At 65.2% G+C, this 16805-nt stretch carries 13 protein-coding genes and 1 pseudogene; 9 read left to right on the top strand and 5 right to left on the bottom strand.

Annotated elements, in window-relative coordinates:
- Positions 1-333: 333 nt before the first annotated feature.
- Positions 334-900 carry a MarR family winged helix-turn-helix transcriptional regulator gene (locus ACGF3J_RS36570; protein ID WP_393855826.1) on the top strand — a complete coding sequence of 189 codons (567 nt, stop codon included), beginning with the start codon at positions 334-336 and terminating at the stop codon, positions 898-900.
- Positions 901-2619: 1719 nt separating this feature from the next.
- Positions 2620-3183 (top strand): response regulator transcription factor, encoded by a 564-nt coding sequence (locus tag ACGF3J_RS36575; protein ID WP_393855827.1) that lies wholly within the window; start codon positions 2620-2622, stop codon positions 3181-3183.
- Positions 3184-3693: 510 nt separating this feature from the next.
- On the opposite strand, the gene ACGF3J_RS36580 is transcribed toward ACGF3J_RS36575, so the two are convergent.
- The gene (locus ACGF3J_RS36580) at positions 3694-5985 is read right to left on the bottom strand and encodes an LLM class flavin-dependent oxidoreductase (protein ID WP_393855828.1); all 2292 of its coding nucleotides are present in this window, start codon (positions 5983-5985) and stop codon (positions 3694-3696) included.
- A 601-nt stretch (positions 5986-6586) separates the two neighbouring features.
- Here ACGF3J_RS36580 and ACGF3J_RS36585 point away from each other — a divergent pair.
- Positions 6587-7096, top strand: a complete 510-nt coding sequence (locus tag ACGF3J_RS36585) for a hypothetical protein (RefSeq protein ID WP_393855829.1) — start codon at positions 6587-6589, stop codon at positions 7094-7096.
- 143 nt (positions 7097-7239) lie between these two features.
- On the top strand, positions 7240-7662 hold the full coding sequence (locus tag ACGF3J_RS36590) for an SsgA family sporulation/cell division regulator (protein WP_393855883.1): 423 nt from the start codon (positions 7240-7242) through the stop codon (positions 7660-7662).
- A gap of 849 nt (positions 7663-8511) precedes the next feature.
- Here ACGF3J_RS36590 and ACGF3J_RS36595 read toward each other — a convergent pair.
- The 3 genes and pseudogenes from ACGF3J_RS36595 to ACGF3J_RS36605 form a co-directional block, all read right to left on the bottom strand.
- A pseudogene (locus ACGF3J_RS36595) lies at positions 8512-9095 on the bottom strand (MOSC domain-containing protein).
- Between the two features lie 42 nt (positions 9096-9137).
- A complete protein-coding gene (locus ACGF3J_RS36600) occupies positions 9138-9836 on the bottom strand; it encodes a TetR/AcrR family transcriptional regulator (RefSeq protein ID WP_393855830.1) in 699 nt (232 codons plus the stop codon).
- A gap of 88 nt (positions 9837-9924) precedes the next feature.
- On the bottom strand, positions 9925-10296 hold the full coding sequence (locus ACGF3J_RS36605) for a winged helix-turn-helix transcriptional regulator (protein ID WP_393855831.1): 372 nt from the start codon (positions 10294-10296) through the stop codon (positions 9925-9927).
- A 134-nt stretch (positions 10297-10430) separates the two neighbouring features.
- Between ACGF3J_RS36605 and ACGF3J_RS36610 the strand changes: the two genes are divergently transcribed.
- Entirely contained in the window at positions 10431-11081 is a 651-nt protein-coding gene (locus ACGF3J_RS36610; RefSeq protein ID WP_393855832.1) for an FMN-dependent NADH-azoreductase, read from the top strand.
- 290 nt (positions 11082-11371) lie between these two features.
- On the opposite strand, the gene ACGF3J_RS36615 is transcribed toward ACGF3J_RS36610, so the two are convergent.
- Positions 11372-11755 carry a winged helix-turn-helix transcriptional regulator gene (locus tag ACGF3J_RS36615; protein WP_393855833.1) on the bottom strand — a complete coding sequence of 128 codons (384 nt, stop codon included), beginning with the start codon at positions 11753-11755 and terminating at the stop codon, positions 11372-11374.
- An 84-nt stretch (positions 11756-11839) separates the two neighbouring features.
- Here ACGF3J_RS36615 and ACGF3J_RS36620 point away from each other — a divergent pair, with 84 nt between their 5' ends.
- The 4 genes from ACGF3J_RS36620 (at position 11840) to ACGF3J_RS36635 (ending at position 16539) form a co-directional block, all read left to right on the top strand.
- Positions 11840-12739, top strand: coding sequence for an LLM class flavin-dependent oxidoreductase (locus tag ACGF3J_RS36620; RefSeq protein ID WP_393855834.1), 900 nt, complete (start codon positions 11840-11842; stop codon positions 12737-12739).
- The gene (locus ACGF3J_RS36625; RefSeq protein WP_393855835.1) at positions 12736-14037 is read left to right on the top strand and encodes an FAD-binding oxidoreductase; all 1302 of its coding nucleotides are present in this window, start codon (positions 12736-12738) and stop codon (positions 14035-14037) included. The genes ACGF3J_RS36620 and ACGF3J_RS36625 overlap by 4 nt, the downstream gene beginning before the upstream one ends.
- 137 nt (positions 14038-14174) lie before the next feature.
- Complete coding sequence (locus tag ACGF3J_RS36630) at positions 14175-14951, top strand: PTS sugar transporter subunit IIA (protein WP_393855836.1); 777 nt, start codon at positions 14175-14177, stop codon at positions 14949-14951.
- A gap of 13 nt (positions 14952-14964) precedes the next feature.
- Positions 14965-16539: a PTS ascorbate transporter subunit IIC gene (locus ACGF3J_RS36635; RefSeq protein WP_393855837.1), complete on the top strand. Its 1575-nt coding sequence runs from the start codon at positions 14965-14967 to the stop codon at positions 16537-16539.
- Positions 16540-16805 lie beyond the last annotated feature (266 nt).

The following is a 16805-nucleotide window of genomic DNA, read 5'->3' on the forward strand; positions in this document are numbered from 1 at the left end:
GAGTGGCCGTCGAAGCACCTCGGCCTCACATCACCTGTCCAGGGTGACCAGGTGGCGGAGCGCAGCGCGCCGCCACCCTAAGAGAACTTGGACACTGTGTCCAACGCTGCGTCTCGCTCAGACGACCACAGCAACGGCCAGGTCGATGACTTCCGGTATCGACATGCCTCACCCGTGGAGGTAGGCCGGACTGCTTCAGCATCCCTCCGACCCTCAACCCGCCTGGTCATTCTCGTTACGCTGGAGGGCCGTCAATCGTAGGCGTTGCCTATCTTCTGCCAACTAGACTAAAATCGCAGCGATCAAAGCCCCACAGCTCACAGGGGAATCACGGTGACGTCGGAAAGCACGAACGATCGAGCAGGCCCGCCTGAGGTGAGGCCACTGCTGGAGGACGACTTCGGTTTCGCGATCGGCATCATGTTCCGCGCCTACGCGAAGGCCGTCGAAGCGACTGTCGCAAACCTGACTGGGGGACCCCGCGGATACTTCATCCTCGCTGCCGCAGTTCGGGGGGAGGCGCGCAGTCAGCGATTTCTTGCTGATCGACTGGGCGTCGACCGGACCATGATGACCTATTTGCTGGACGATCTGGAAGAAGCTGGCCTAGTCGAACGCCAGGCGGACCCGTCAGACCGCCGCAGCCGGCGGATCGTTGCCACCGCTCGCGGAGCAAAGTTGTGGGAGGTACTGCACGCCGAGGTCAACGATATCGACCGGCAGCTCCTCTCGGCTCTCCCTGAGGAGTCTCAGACCGCGTTCCAGGAAATGGTGTACACGATCGCACGGCAGGTGAGCGCGCAGGAGCAGGCTGAGCCCAGCGAAGTGGTTACAGAGTCAGCCGCTGGCAAGAAGCCCGATCGCGCTGTACGGCGCAGACGAGCACGCCCCAACCTCTGAAGTCTTCTCGTCACCATCGTGGAAGCGACTGCGTTGCGGGGGGGGCCACGGCCGCATCACACTGATGACACCAACTGTGCCGGAGTCGCGTGCAGAGTTCGTACAGCCGCCGATGCAATCCAGGCGGAGACGGCCGATCGCCACGGTGGCCTGGCTTATGACCCAGCGGGAGCGGATGTTTGCCTGCTTCAGACGGCGGGAGCTTGGTACAGCCCTCTCCCCGCACGCTGCGCCCGAGATGTCGCGACCAGACGGTCAAGGGTGCTTCGGACCGCGTTGATACTGCCCGAGTCCTCATCGCGGCCGAGCGCCTGGGCCACATCCCTGGCACGTAGCGCCACACGGGGATCGCGTGTCAGTACATCAATCACCTGGTCTGTGAAACGACTTCCCCTTAGCACGGGCTTGTCCGGGGAAGCGGCCTTGGAGCTGGCCCTGTGCGTCGCCGGCTCCGTTCCAGGCGCCTCCTGCTCGCCGTCCTGGATCACAGGCGAGTCCTGTGGCACCTCCTCCACATCATCCAACACAGCCGACCCGGCCTGAGCAGAGGGCGCAGCCACCGGAGCAGTATTTACGGGTGTTGATTCCTGCAGGGAGAGCGAGCGCGGGTTCGTCTCAGATGGCAGTGCGCTTAGGGCAGCCAGAGCTCCGCGGATGGATTCGGCCTTGCCCGAGACCGCGGCAAGGTCCGTCTGGACCGACTGCAGCTGCTTCTGGAGAACCTCTTGTTGCTCTTCGAGCTGCCTCAGCTCCGACTGAAGCAACGCTGTCGCCGCCTCAATGCTGTCTGCTGCCGAGGATGGCACTGACATATCCACTCCTTGCTTCCCGTCCTGCTCATGAGCATACGGTGGCGTGACCAGGCTATAGACAGGTGTGCACACCTGCGGCGCCAGCTCTGCTCTTCCCGTCGCCAGACGCCCTGCGGTCGACAGTCTGCCGCTGGGCGAAGGAGCCGCCTATACCAAAGGGGCGACGACGGCACCTGGTTCATCCAACTCGCCAAGGTGACGCTGTTGAGCGGGACGATGGCAGCCGCATTCGCCAGCCGGATTCTCTTACCGCTGGCGGCGGCCGACGTTCCCCGCCACACGTGGGCGTCGCTGCGGAAAGCGGTCAAAGCGTCCGAGCCGCAGCCCTGGGGCAGGCAGTGCTGTGCGCGGTAGCGGTGGCCTTGTCAGCGCACATGGCCGTCAGTGCCAAGCGAGCCGAGACTGTACGCCTTGGCAGTCGGGTGCCCGCAACAGTGGCATTGGTGGATGGGACCGCCAAGCATGGGCGGGCGCAGGTGAGACGTGCCGACAGCCGGGAGCACTCGCGGTGAGTGCTCGCGACTGCCGTGCAGCCCCGACACTCTGTGCTCTGGGTCTTACGGTTCGTAAGATAGGCACTCTGACCAGCCCATACACGTTCCTCACAGGGGTGGTGGGTCGTTGCGGTAGCTCGGTAGTGTCCGCTGTCACCGATGTTCTCTGCCACCCTTTCCCAACGAATCACATCGCTGATGGACCGATCACGTAACGGCAGGCGTGGGTGATTCTGCCTGCAGCGTCGCCCGCCCCCAAGCATTTTGAGACGGCAAGGATGTCCATGGAACTGCACTCCTCTCCCCCATTCTCCTCTCCGGGACCTTGCGACACGCCCGTACACGACGCGCTACGGCCTCTACAGTCACTCACCGTAGCCGTCCGGGCCAGCGATCCGGTCACCCAGCAGGGGGTGTCGGCCTACCTGTCCGCTCACCCACAAGTCGACCTGCTCGACGGCGATGATCGTGTCAGGGCGGACATGACGGTCATCCTCGACACCGACGTCACGGCAGCGACCCTCACCGAGATCAGGAAAGAGACGCAGCAGAGCACTAATCCGGACATGCGGATCATCTTGGTGGCCAACAGCATCACCGGAAGCCAGCTGTCCGGCGCCATCGCTTGCCGGTTGGTGGGCTTTCTCCCCCGACGGCAGGCAGGGATGCAGCACATTCTTTCCGCAGTGCTCGGTGGCCGGGCCGGTCACGCTCACCTGCCGGTGTCGCTCGTACGAGGGCTGGTCGAGGATCTCAGGGCTCTGCAGTCCTCTGGAGTCTCTGCGTTCACCCTGACAGAGCGCGAGATCGACATCATCCGGCTGCTCGCCGAGGGATGGACGACCAAGGAGATCGGCGAGAAGTTGAGCTACTCCGAGCGCACTATCAAGCACGCGATTCACTGCCTGAACACCCGGCTGGGCCTTCGCAACCGTGCCCACGCAGTGGGGTACGGCGCCCGTCTCGGCATTCTGTAACCGGTCGGCTCAGCCGCCCGGTTGACCAATGGGGAAGTGCAGCCTTCCCGATCGTTCCATCCTCTCAACGACCTCCCTGAGCTGGAGCCCATCGCCGATATGGTGGCTCGTGAGCGGGCCCGCATGGCCCCCCGTACATGCGGGCCCGCCATCTGCACCGCTCTGAGCAGGGCCCGCCGGCAGGTCGCCGGTTGTCTCATCTGCTGGCCCATACCGCCGCAGTCCCGCCTGAGAGGTCTTTGGCGCTCGGTCGGCTGTCGCCGACGCTGAGCATGGTGTTCGGACCGGGCGGCCCCCGGCTGCCGGGTCTTGCGGCGGCCGCGTCGCGGGGAGGGAGATATGCAGAGCCTTGCCCTGGAGTGATCCCCGTGACTCACGCTGTCGCGCTCCAGACCCTGGCACATGATCCCAGGCTTCCTGGCCTGACGGCGGCTGCATGCACGCGTGCTACTGCCCGGGCCCGCCCTATAGGTGCATGGCAAGAGTGAGGCAGTACTCAGGACGGACGTGCTACAGGCTGTCCGGTCCGCCTGACAGCGCCGGCGGTATGTTGAAGTTGCGGTTGAACACCTCGTGCGGGTCCCATTCGGCCTTGAGTTGGCGCAGGCGGGACAGGGCCGGCTCAGGAAATGCATCAAGCAGTCGCGCGGGGTCAGTTCTGGTCTCGAAGCTTAGATACATGCCGTTCAGCAAGGGGTAGAGCCTGTCCCAGTGCTCGTCGAGGCGGGACACCTTGGCGGGCGCCGTCGCGGCAAGCACGGAGAAGTTCTGGCTGCGGTGCGGCCAGGCCATTTCGTGCCGCGGAACGTCATGCACCGCGCCTCCCATCGACCGGAACTGCATGATCATGACATCGCCGGACTTTATCGTCTTCTCGATGGTCTCGGCTGCTTCTCTGGTGATGTGCTCGAGCATCCCACTGCGCGAATCCTCGAGCCCTTGTCCCGCGTGCCGGTTCTCCGGCGGTGTGACGAGCGCGTGATAGGGCGCGAGTTGGGCATGCTGATAGATCACCGGCCCGATCGTGAGGAAAGGTGTCAGCGCCTCCTGTGCCGCTTCAACATCGTCTCCCGCGTACACCAGGGTGACCTGCGCGGTTACGGGACCTCCCCTGCGCACAGGAAAGAGTGACAGGAAGCTGTTCAGTTCACGCGGCGCCGACTCAACCAGACGTCCCCATTTGACGAGCACATCCGCGGTGTCAGTGGCATCCACAGTGATGGTCGAGTAGGCCACCTCCTTGAGCGGATAGGCATCGAGTTCGATGGCCGTCACGATGCCGAAGTTCCCACCTGCCCCGCGTACCGCCCAGAACAGGTCGGGGTAGTGCGTGGCATCGACTCTGAGCATGCGGCCGTCGGCGACGACGATTTCGACGCTCGTGATGTGGTCGATGGTGAGGCCGTATTTGCGGGCCAGGTAGCCGATACCGCCGGTGGTGGCGAGGCCGCCCACACCCACATCCCCGTAGTCACCCGAGCTCATCGCGAGACCGTAGGGGGCCAAGGCCTGCGCGACGTGACCCCAGCGTGCGCCGGGGCCGACGCGGACACGTCCCGTGTCCTCGTCCAGGACCTCAATTGAGTTCATCTTCGCGAGGTCGATGATGATGCCGCTCTCGTTGGTCGACCGGCCGCTGAGGCCGTGGCCGCCACTGCGCACGGAGATGTCGACGTTCTGACCGCGTGCGTAGGCGAGTGCCGCGACGACGTCGTCGGTGTTTTCGCACTGGATGACCAAGGCAGGTGACCCGGTCCGGGAGTAGGTGTGCCGAACGTTCTCGTATATCCGGTCACCGGGCTCAAGGGTCTTCCCTGCCAGCTGGTCGGGTATGGCCTCGTAATCGATAGTTGGGTGCCGCTTGCTGAGCACTACCGCCGGGCGGAGTGGGGCTTCCCTCGTGCCTGCGGCCTTCCGCTCACGGGCGACTGCCTCGCGTAGGGCCGGCCCTACCTCTTCTCCAAAGGTCTGTATGACGTGTGGGGAGTCCTGCCCTATCAGGAACGCGGAGAAGCCATGTTCCAGAACCAGAGGCAACAGTTCGTCCACCCACTGCTGCGGAGGACCTTGCAGGTATCCGTGCCTCGCCGTGGAGAAGCCGACGTCGAAAAGGTTCAGCAGGCGCCGGATGTCACCAGGAGCCCGGCCTTCCTCCAACGCCGCATCGTCGATGATCTTGTTCGCCTCAGACATACCGGGTGTCTTTATGTACTGCAAGGTCGGCAGCCACCCATCAGCCTCGCGGCCGGTGAGCCGAAGCATCCGCGGTTTGTAGGCGCCCAGCCAAACACTGATGTCGTGAGCGGGGTTCGGTCCACGCTTCATCGCGGGTACCGAGTAGTACTGACCGTCGTGGCGCAGCGGTTCGGTTTGTCTGGTGTCCCACACGCCACGAATGATGCCGATCGCTTCTTCCAGGGCTTCGACCCCTTGCCCGGGACTGAGGTCGGCGCCTCCCATGCCGTGGATGGCTTTGGGAAAACCCCCTGCGCCGATTCCCAGCTCGAAACGCCCCCCGGAGAGGAGGTCGAGGCTCGCCGCGGCGCGGGCGAGCATCGCCGGCGGCCGCAGCGGCAGATTCATGACGTTCGCCGATACACGGAGCCTGCTGGTCTTCGCTGCAACCCAGGTCAACAAGGTGTACGTATCCAGGAAGTCCCCTCTGTACGGGTGATCTTGAAAGCTGGCAATGTCAAGGCCGACCGCCTCGGTCAGTTCCGCCAGCTGCACGACCCGCTCGGGGGCGGATGCAGTCGGAGTGATGAAGGTACCGAGTACAAGCGGGTGACCGTAGTCGGGCATGGAGCGCTCCGAAGGGCAGGCGATCTCGTGGACACCATTGTAGTTTATTCATCTGCTAAGCAGATGATCTCATAACAAGGGAGTTCCCTTCGGCGGCTTCAGCCCTACCCCTCGACGGCTGAGGCGGCCGCGAGGCATGAACGACGCCGCCGCACCGCACAGAAGGACGCACCGGAGAAGACCCCTGCTTGCCGCCAGCGCGGTCACCACCGAAGCGACTGCACATGCACGGGTCGCCATCCTGGCCCTATACCCCCGGCATGCTCGTGGCGCGCCAAGCGGGATCATCCCTTTCACTCACGCCCCGACACCGCATGACCCGCGGAGGCGTGACACCTGAATTGCCACCTTCCATGCTCTCAAGTCACCTAACCAGAAGCGGTGTTGACCAGAGGTGGCACCTCTCGACCCCGACAGTCCCGTCCGCTTGTGAGGAGCGACACGTTAACTTGAGGGCACCCTCATGTACGCTGCCAGAGCACTGAACATGAGGAACCCCTCAAGTTCAGTGAGTCCTAGGAGCGAGCCGTCTACCGCCCTCTCAATGGACGAAGGCCCACGAACGGCGTGGGTGGACTGCACAGACACATGGAGACTGACGATGAATGCATTTGCCAAGCGGATCTCGCTCGCTGTCGCTTCGGTGGCAATCGCAGGCGGCGCGGCTCTCGGCACGGCCGGAGTGGCGTCAGCGGCACCATCCGCACCCTCTGAGCACGGGCGAGTATCGGCTTCGGGCTTCCAGGGCGGTGAAGGCAGCGACGGGGCCGACCGTGAAGGTCACGCCCGTGAGTACCGTACGGAGCGCGGTGACCATCGAGAGGACAGCCGCGGTCGCTACTCGGAATCCGACCGTCGCGACGACCGGCGGTTCGAGACCACAGACCGAGACCACCGCGGCATGTATGGGCAGGACAGGGATCACCGCGGGAACGACCGGAACCGGAACGACCGAACCTGGACGGACCGGAACTGGGACCAGATGGAGTATCGCTGGGACGGCCACCACCTGTACCGCCTGGTGGACGGCCGTTGGGTTGATGTGACGCCCTACCGTCATGGCGTCGTCGACCGCTGGTACGTCGACCAGCTGATCGCGGCCCAGCGCTGAGTGTCGCCTCGGACACTAACTCACGTATCCGCAAGCACCCGGTCAGGTCGCCAGGCGGTGGGAAAGCACAGTCAGCGTCGATTGCGTCTTTCCACCTCCTGGCGACCTGGCATCCAGGAACCAATCAGAATGACGTGCCCACCATGGAATCGAGCAGTACTGCTGAAACCGAGCTGCCCGTAAAGCTGTTCGTGCATCCCATCGGCAGCGGGCCAATCTCCATGCACATGCAGTACGTAGCCTATGATCCACTTGCTGTCCATGCGACGTTCGCCCTGGTAGGCAATCCAGCCACGGCAGTGCACTGGGTTCTCAGCCGTGACGTACTGATAGAGGGACTCAAGCGCCCCGCCGGCCTCGGTGATCTGCGTGTATGGCCGGATGCCGACCGAGAGCCGAGCTTGCTGTACATCGCTCTCGGACCTGCCGGCGAATCGGCCCTGATCGAAGCGTCCCACCAAGATGTGGAGCTTTTCCTGGGCCGGACGCAGTCACTGGTCCCGCAGGGTTCCGAGCATGAGCAATTCGACATAGAGACCGAGCTGGCCTGCCTGCTGTCGAGCTGAGCAATGATTAGGTCACTGCAGATTTCATGATCTGGGGATCCATGACGGCATGGCCGGAGTCGCAGGAAGCCGACCAGGTGCTGTGAGCGAACGGGATACGCCCGACTCCGTCAAGCCCCTACGGAACTCCGCAGTGCGAACCTGGGCGTCTCCCGCGTGACCTTCAACGACACCCGCATCCAGGGCAACAGTGCAGCGAGAGCCGAGCCGTGGATCACCCGGGCAGGAGCCCTCTGCGCCTCACTCTCAGGGACCCCGGGGGCGGCTACGTCGCACGGAGCGTACTGGGCGGCCATGACCTCGTCGCCCTGCCCGAAGGCCACGTTCCGACAGAGTCGATGGGGCAGCAGAATTCGCACCGGGGCGAGGCCGGTACTCCACGCACGGTGCGCTCCACGGTGCGCCCACCGACCCACCATTCCGCCGGACCGCAGCGCCACAGCGTCTCGGTGAGGGCCTTGGGGACGATCCTCCTGGGCCGTGGCGCAGTTCCCAGAGCACAACCACGCTCCGGATGTTGGACGACAGAACGAAGACCAGGCGAAGTGATCAGTCAAAGAAGACGGCGTAGGCGAGCACGTGCCCCTAGGTAGGCAAGCGAAGACCGGGCTGGTTCGGGAGGGCGATCCGCGCTCCATCAGGGGCCGGTGAACCTCGTTGACGGCACAGTCGATGGTGGAGAAGCCCACCTCGTAGATCACGCCGGCATCTCGTGGGCAGGACCCGGAACGCAGGTCAACCAGGCGGCCAGGCATCGGTCGGTGAAAGCGAGTTCACGCTTTGGACCGACCGCGCCCCGGCTGCCGCCGACGCGCGCTTCGGCGGCCGCTTGTGCTGCGCGACGAACGCTCAGCGCGCTTCCCCGCGTGGCCTGAGTTCTTCGACCAACTCGCCGAGATGTTGACGCGGGACGCTGCAGGGCCGGGACTGGCCATGGTCCCGCGCCTCCTCAATCTTCGGGCGTACCACGCCGCCGTCCCTCACGATGCTCACGATTCCGGCTTTGCGCCCGATGTTCCCCGCCTCATCGCGGCCGACGGCACGCTTCAGCGGACCATCCTGAAAGTGATCGATCTGCAGGCAGGGATTGCGGAGCCCGGTGACTTCCAGGCCCGCGAAGTCGCGTTGCGCAGCAATGTGCCGACCGGCAGACGAGCAGGTCGATGCCGCGTGTAGTGATGTTCTCGCCGAGGTCGCCGGGCGCCACCTTGAACCCTCCGTCGCCGACGTGGGCGAAGAGCTCTTCATGAATGAGGCCTGGCGCAGATTCGGCTGGTTGAGATCCTGCGCGATGCGCGAGCGGTGCATGACCGTCACACCAGCGTGGACGTCCCCTCCACACCAAGCCCAGCGAGCAGCCTGGCGCTGCCTCGGGTCCGGCTTGGTGACCAGTACTCTTCGTTGCTGCTGACCGCCGTCACTGTCCCGCTCATAACCTCGGCCCCCTCGTCGGTAACTGCATGTTGCCGGGCAGATCACTCGGCAGCGAAGACCTTGCAGAGGGTTCCGTTCTTCGAGCCATCCTGAGCGCTGCCCGTAGCCGCCCGCGCGACGACGTGCAGCGGGGGGACGGGAAGGGGAGTCGCGCGCTCTGCCCGGAATCCGTCGAGCATCAGCGCCAGGTGGCGGCGCCATGCTTCCGGCGCAACGTCCTGGATGGCCGCCATGATCCCGCCGTGAGCCCAGATGACGAAGGCCATGTCGTCCGGCGACACATCGGCCCGCAGGGTTCCCTGGCTCTGCGCGCGCTGGACGATGGTCTGGCCCAGTGTGCGAATGCGTGCTAGGCGGCTCTCGACGCACTCGGCCAGGGGCGTGCTCATTGAGGTGAGATCGCCGAGGCCTCGGTCGTCGGCTTGCAGTTCGCAGACCATTTCAAGGTATTCGGCGAAGCCCGACCATGGGTCCTCCGCCGTTGCTGCCTTCTGCGCTGCTTCCAGCCAGGCATCGATCTTCTCCGCGAAGACACTCTCCGCCAGGTCAAGGCGCGTGGGGAAGTGACTGTACAGGGTGCCGATTGCCACACCAGCGGCTTTGGCGATGGGCTCCAGTGGCGTTCCCATGCCTTCTCGGGCAAACGCGGCTGCCGCCGCTGCGACGATTGCCTCACGGTTGCGCTGGGCATCCCGCCGCAGGGGACGTCCCTCGCGCCTGGCCGGCTTTGCTGCATACATGCAACGACACTACCAAAACTTGAGGGGGCCCTCAAGTTTTGGTAGTCGAGGCGTAGCTCACCCTGCGGCTGGCATCTTTCCGAAACCGTCAACCCGCGTCGGCCTCGACGTCCGGCTGGCTCTCAGGCAGGTGCCTCTCAGCCCACTTACCCAGCTCCTGCAAGGCGGGCTCAAGTGCAGCCCCCGCTTCCGTCAACCGGTAGGACACCCGCAGCGGCGGCCCCCCTTCGACCTCGCGGACCACAAGGCCCGCCGCGCCGAGCTCAGTCAGCCTGTCGGACAGCATGCGTTCACTGATGCCGGGAATCGCCCTGCACAGATCGGCGAAGTGAGCGGGCTGCGCCACAAGCACGGCCACGATCGGCCCGGTCCACCGCTTGCCCAGCAACTGAAAAACCCGGGTGATGCCGCCATCCACGCGCCTGCATGCCGACTCCTCGTGCTTCTGCTCGACCGTCATGGCTCCAGGATACTGGTACGAAGTAGGCGGGTGAAAAAAAGTAAGCTCATGTGTTATCTCTAGTAAGGAACGAAAGTTCTGCGCGTCCGCCGAGACCGGCAGCGCACTCCCCTCCCCCATCTGGAGACCTGGGCATGCCCACGCTTCTGCACATCGACTCGTCCGTTTTCCCGTCTTCCGCCTCCGCCTCCCGCGCCGTCGCCGAGACGTTCCGCGCGACCTGGCTGGAGCAGCACCCGAACGCAGCGGTGATCTACCGCGATCTTTCGGTGGAGCCGGCCCCACACATCAGCGCTGACGCGCACGTAGCGGGCCTGTCCGACGCCTCGGAACACACACCTGAGCAGGTCGCAGCCTTCGCCGAGCGCGTGAAGTTCATCGAGGAGCTGGAGCAGGCCGACGCGGTGGTGATCGGTGCCCCGATGTACAACTACACGATCCCGTCCACCCTCAAGGCGTGGCTGGACAACGTCATTCTCTTCGGCCGTACGGTCGGCGAGGCATCCACCGTCAAGGACAAGCCGATCACTGTTGTCGCCAGCCGTGGCGGCTCCTACGAGCCCGGCACACCGAAGGAGCCGTACGAGTACGTACGCAACTACCTCACCGCGATATTCGCCGACACGCTCGGCATGGACCTGCACTTCATCGTGCCGGAACTCACCATGGCGCCGGTCAACCCGGCCATGGAAGAGCTGATCCCTCTCTACGAAGCCTCGCGTGAGCAGGCTTTCGCCCATGCGGCCAGCAGGGCCAAGGAGCTGGCGCAGCGCGTCGCCGCGTAACTTCGGAGGGTGACGAATCCGATGGACCGCTGCGGGAAGGCCGGCCGCCGACGCCACTTCGGATCGGCGCTCCGGTAAGCCCCGAAGTTCGCCCGGGCAGGTGTCGAGACACCCTTGGGGTCACCCGGAGGCGTACAGGGTATTACCTTCCCCGCAGCGGGCGGGGTCGGACCCGGGTCCGGGTGGCCCCGGGCCCGACCACCGCCGACGCTTGAACGTGACGACAACACACCGCCCCAATGTCGCAGGCGCCGGTGTCACCGGCGCCTGCGACATTGGGCGGCGAGGGCTCAGCCCAGGCCGCCGACCGCGGATGCGTGAGCGGGGGCCGGGTCGCCATGGCCGGCCCTTTGCATGCTCCACTTCGCCAGCGGCTGCAAAGCGTCGATCAGGGCCTCCCCGGCGGGCGCGAGGCTGTAGGTGATCTGGACAGGTGTGGTCGGTACCACTGTCCGGCTGATGAGCCCCTGGCTCTCCAGTTCCTTGAGTCGCTGGGAGAGCAGGCGGTCGGATATGCCATCAATCACCGCACGGTACTCACCGAATCGCGTGGCGCCCTGACGGGCGGCCACCAGGATCGAGCCAGTCCAGCGGCGGCCGATCACCTCGAGAGCTTCCTGGAAGCTCGGGCAGGTCTCGTCGTGAATGGAACTGCGCTCAAGCTGTCGTGGCACGCGATCACTCCCTAAGTTACTTACTAAAGATTAGCACCTTACGAGCAGTTTGTCGCAGGTGAGCAGCTGCCGCACTGTGGTGTCATGACCGACTATGGACACCAGCTGTCGTTCGGCTTGAGCCTCAACCCGGCGGCGAACTCACTCGAAGAGACTCGTCGGCTCGCACAGCGGGCCGACGCAGGCGGACTGGACTACCTCGCCGTCCAGGACCACCCGTATCAGCCCGGCTACCTGGAAACCTGGACGCTGATCAGTCACCTGTCAGCAACCACGAACCACATCTCATTCCTCACCGACGTGGCCGACCTCCAACTGAGGCCACCGACCATGCTCGCCAAGGCAGCCGCCTCTTTGAGTCTCCTCACTGAGGGGCGCATACAGCTGGGCGTCGGCGGCGGCGCCTTCGCTGACGCGATCGCTTCGATGGGCGGCCGGCCTCGGCGCGGCGCCCAGATGGTGGCCTTCACCGAGGAGTCTCTCCATCTCATGCACCAGGCGCTGAGCGGCGGCACAGTACAGATGCAGACCCCTCACCACGCGGTGACGGGCTACCGCGCCGGCCCTGTGCCCTCTGCACCGGTGCAGTTGTGGCTGGGGGCCCAGAAGTCGAAAATGCTCGCCGTGACCGGCCGTGCTGCAGACGGGTGGATCTCCCCGCTCAACATCTACGTACCTCCCGAGGAGGTGCTTGCGCGCCAGCAGATCATCGATGACGCGGCTACGGGCGCCGGACGCGATCCGCGATCTATCCGGCGCATCTACAACGTCATCGGCTCCATCGGGCCGCTCGGCGCCGGCCAAGGACTCGTCGGAGATGTTCATGTATGGGTGGATACCCTCACCTCCTGGGCTCTGCAGCTGGGCTTCGACACCTTCATCTTCTGGCCCGCGGGAGATGCCGAGACCCAGCTCGACCTGTTCACCTCGGAAGTCGTACCCGCTGTGCGTGCACGCGTCTCGGCCATCAGGGAGCAGCGATGAACCCGGAGCTCAGGGCACCGGCCGAACTGTCCGGCAAGCTGATCACGCCTGACGACACTCGGTATGGCCAGTACCGGTCCACTTACACCACGGTGGGCAGTCCGGCCGTCGTGGCCGTGCCGGTGACCACGAGTGATGTCGCCACCGCGCTGCTCATGGCGCGCGAGCGCGGACTTCCTCTCGCGGTGCGCAGCGGCGGGCACGGCCTGGCGGGCAGCGGCACCAACCATGGCGGTCTGGTCGTTGACCTCCGGCGGCTGAACAAGGTCACGGTACTCGACCGCAGGAAGCGTCTGGTGCGGGTAGAAGCAGGCGCCCGTTGGGCGCAGGTCGCAGAGGCACTGAGTCCTCACGGTCTGGCCATCAGCTCGGGAGACCACGGCAATGTCGGTGTCGGTGGGCTGGCCACAGGCGGTGGGGTCGGATGGCTCGTCAGGTACTTCGGACTGACCGTGGACCGGGTGCGCGCCGTCGAGGTGGTACTCACCGATGGTTCGGTCGTGCGCGCCGATGCCTCCAATGAGCCGGACCTGCTGTGGGTGATGCGCGGTGCGGGGGCGGGAGCAGGTGTCGCCGTGGCCTTCGAGTTCGAGGCCATCGAACTGCGCAATGTGGGCTATGCGCAGCTCGTCGCACGCGTCGACCCTGCGGGTCAAGTGCTCCAGCGCCTGGATGCGGTCTTGAAGGATGCTCCACGCGAACTCACGACCGCTCTCATGCTGTCCTCACAGGGTTCCGTCACGAGTGCCTTCATCACCGCAGTCGTGGCCACAGATAACGAGCACGCCATCCGACGTGCGATCGAACCCCTCCTCGGCATCGGGGATGTGACGCTCCAGCAAGCTGTGATCGCGCCTTACACGAGCCTGGTACCGCGCCAGCACATGCACTCCAACGTGGGCCAAATGCATTCCTCGTCCACGAACGGCCTGATCACGGACATCACGCCCGCCGCTGCCCGCGCCATCGTCGGTGTGGCAAGCGGTCCCGCCCCCGTCCTCATCCAGATTCGGTCGCTGGGCGGCGCGGTCGCCGACGCCGATCCGGCAGACACTGCCTTTCCGCACCGGCATCAGCGTTCCCTCGTCATCGCCTCGTCCTTCCCTCCCTACGGCCACGAAGCCCTGGGAAAGGCATGGGAACCGGTGGCGGAGCACACGGAGGGGGCCTACGTGAATTTCGAGAGCAACCCCACCAAAGCCACGTTCGACCAGACATACCCGGGAACCGTCGGAACCCGCGTCGCCGAGCTGTGGAAGCGCTACGACCCCGAAGGCATTCTGCGTCCTGGCGCCTGAACTCGGAGCAGCGGGGCCACTTCCCGCGCTCGCTCGTACCAGGTAACGCCGGCAAGCGGGCACGCGGCTCCCTCCCGAGGGACCCTTCGGTTCGCCGTCGCCGGTCCCCCACTTCGACCACCTGGAGCTGAGGCACCATGTCCGCACTCACCACCCTGCTGTCGCCCCTCGCCGTACGCCTGGACGTGCATGTCGACGACTGGCGCTCCGCGATCCGCGTGGCCGGAGAGGCTTTGATCGACTCTCAGGCGGCCACTGCCGACTACACCGAGCAGATGATCGCCAACGTAGACGACAACGGCCCCTACATCGTCATCGCCCCGGGACTGGCCTTTGCCCACGCGCGACCCTCATCGGCCGTGCTGAAGACCGGCATGTCCTGGGTTCGGCTGGCCCGGCCTGTCGCATTCGGCCACGAGAGCAACGACCCGGTCACACTCGTCGTCGCTCTCGCGGCCACCGACTCCAGCTCCCACACCCAGGCAATGGCGGCCCTGGCCCGCGTGCTGTCGGACCCGGCGACCACCGAGGCCCTGCAGCAGGCCCGTTCGGCCGCCACCGTCCTGGATCTTCTGGGCGGGCAGCCGCCCACCCCGCCCTCTGCCGGGAAAGCGCCAGCTGCGCCCGCCGTGCACAAGATTCTCACGGTGTGCGGAAACGGCCTGGGCACCAGCCTCTTCCTGAAGAACACCCTTGAGCAGGTACTTCAGCAATGGGGTTGGTCCCGGCACGTCGTCGTCGAGGCAACCGACACCATCTCCGCCAAGGGAAAGGCTTCTGAAGCCGCCACCATCCTCACGTCGCACGAGATCGCCCGCACCCTGGGCGACGTCGGCGTACCGGTGAAGGTCGTCAGTGACTTCACCAGCATCACCGAAGTCGACGCGGTCCTGCGGGACACCTACAGCGTCTGAAAGGCCCAATCTGATGGACTGGCTCATCGCCCTCGCCAAGTTCCTCGTCAACGAGGTCCTCAGCCAACCCGCCTACCTGATAGGCATCATCACGGCCGTGGGCCTCCTGGCCCTGCGCAAGCCTGCCGGCCAGGTCGCTGGCGGAGCCATTAAGGCCACACTGGGCCTGCTCCTTGTCGGGGCCGGCGCCGGCCTGGTCACCAACGCACTCGATCCACTGGGCAAGATGATCCAGGGCACCACAGGAGCCCACGGGGTCATTCCCACCAACGAGGCGATCGCCGGCATCGCCCAGGAGCAGTTCGGCGCCCGGGTCGCCTGGTTGATGATCGTAGGCTTCCTTATCAGCCTGCTCCTGGCCCGCTTTACGCCACTTCGGTATGTGTTCCTCACAGGACACCACATGCTGTTCATGGCAACCCTGCTCACCATTGTCATGGCTACGGCCGGGCAGTCATCCGTGGCCGTGGTCCTGGGAGGAGGTGTCCTGCTGGGCATCCTCTTGGTCGCGCTGCCAGCATTCGCTCACCCCTGGACCAAGAAGGTCACGGGCAACGACACCGTGGCCATGGGCCACTTCGGCACGGCCGGCTACGTCCTGTCCGGAGCCGCCGGCCAGCTGACCGACAAGATGGGAAAGCCCAGCCGAAGCACCGAGGACATGCGGCTGCCCGAAGGCTTGCGCTTCCTGCGTGACTCCATGGTCGCCACCGCGCTGTCCATGGTGCTCATCTATCTGGTGATGTCCGTGCTCTTCCTCGCCAAGGCAGGCCGCGACACAGCTTTCAAGGCTTTCACCGCAGCCACCGGGAACGACGCCGCGGGTGTCGGTGACTACCTTATGCAGTCCCTCATGCAGGGTCTGCAGTTCGGCATCGCCGTCGCCGTCATTCTCTTCGGCGTGCGCACCATACTCGGCGAACTCGTCCCCGCCTTCCAGGGCATCGCCAAGCGGGTCGTCCCGGGCGCCAAGCCCGCCCTCGACGCACCCATCGTCTTCCCCTACGCACAAAACGCCGTCCTGATCGGCTTCATCTTCAGCTTCGTCGGAGGTCTCGCCGGCCTGGCGGTGCTCATCTGGGTGTTCAACCCCGCTTTTGGCCTGGCACTTGTCCTTCCCGGCCTGGTGCCTCACTTCTTCACCGGAGGCGCCGCCGGCGTCTACGGCAACGCCACAGGCGGCCGCCGCGGTGCCGTGGTCGGTTCCTTCCTCAACGGACTACTGATCACCTTCCTCCCTGCCCTGCTACTGAAGGTGCTCGGTCCCTACGGTGATGCCGACACCACCTTCGGAGATGCCGACTTCGGCTGGTTCGGCTCCCTGCTGGGCAATACCGCTAAGCTCGGCGGCGCTGCGGGACTCGTCGGCATGCTCACCCTGGGCGCTCTCATCCTCGTGGCCGCCTGGATCATGCAGATCCGTGTGGTGAACACCGGCTGGTCTCCCGGCTCCGCCAGCAGCCACACCACGGCCCCAGTTGGTGCACACAGCGGCGCGGCCTCGGGAACCCCCACTTACGACAAGATCGCGCCGCCGGTCGGCGCCCCTGCCCCGCCACCCGTAGACGCTGGGCGCACCACCGCCTGACCACACCAGGAAGGGAGAGGCCCCGGCCGAGGCGGGGGAACACTCGGCCGGGGCCAGATCGCGGTGGCAAGGCTCCTCAACAGCAGGATCCACCATGCACATCGATGCAAGTCACCGGGCATGGTGCCGCAAGCCGCCAGCTCGCCAACAACAGAGCTGCGGATCGGCAACTTCAGTCGATCATGTTTCCACACTAACAGGCCGGTGCGATCTGTTCACACCACTTCACACCGACAGGAACGGCTTTTGCGGCTCTTGCCCAGGGA

The organism is Streptomyces sp. NPDC048171, from assembly GCF_043202655.1.
Classification (GTDB): domain Bacteria; phylum Actinomycetota; class Actinomycetes; order Streptomycetales; family Streptomycetaceae; genus Streptomyces.

What these genes read in the sequence shown, in the direction of transcription:
- ACGF3J_RS36580 (WP_393855828.1), bottom strand. Translation starts at nt 5,985, where the DNA reads ATGCCCGACTACGGTCACCCGCTTGTACTCGGTACCTTCATCACTCCG.
- ACGF3J_RS36585 (WP_393855829.1), top strand. Translation starts at nt 6,587, where the DNA reads ATGAATGCATTTGCCAAGCGGATCTCGCTCGCTGTCGCTTCGGTGGCA.
- ACGF3J_RS36590 (WP_393855883.1), top strand. Translation starts at nt 7,240, where the DNA reads ATGGAATCGAGCAGTACTGCTGAAACCGAGCTGCCCGTAAAGCTGTTC.
- ACGF3J_RS36600 (WP_393855830.1), bottom strand. Translation starts at nt 9,836, where the DNA reads ATGTATGCAGCAAAGCCGGCCAGGCGCGAGGGACGTCCCCTGCGGCGG.
- ACGF3J_RS36605 (WP_393855831.1), bottom strand. Translation starts at nt 10,296, where the DNA reads ATGACGGTCGAGCAGAAGCACGAGGAGTCGGCATGCAGGCGCGTGGAT.
- ACGF3J_RS36610 (WP_393855832.1), top strand. Translation starts at nt 10,431, where the DNA reads ATGCCCACGCTTCTGCACATCGACTCGTCCGTTTTCCCGTCTTCCGCC.
- ACGF3J_RS36620 (WP_393855834.1), top strand. Translation starts at nt 11,840, where the DNA reads ATGACCGACTATGGACACCAGCTGTCGTTCGGCTTGAGCCTCAACCCG.
- ACGF3J_RS36625 (WP_393855835.1), top strand. Translation starts at nt 12,736, where the DNA reads ATGAACCCGGAGCTCAGGGCACCGGCCGAACTGTCCGGCAAGCTGATC.
- ACGF3J_RS36630 (WP_393855836.1), top strand. Translation starts at nt 14,175, where the DNA reads ATGTCCGCACTCACCACCCTGCTGTCGCCCCTCGCCGTACGCCTGGAC.
- ACGF3J_RS36635 (WP_393855837.1), top strand. Translation starts at nt 14,965, where the DNA reads ATGGACTGGCTCATCGCCCTCGCCAAGTTCCTCGTCAACGAGGTCCTC.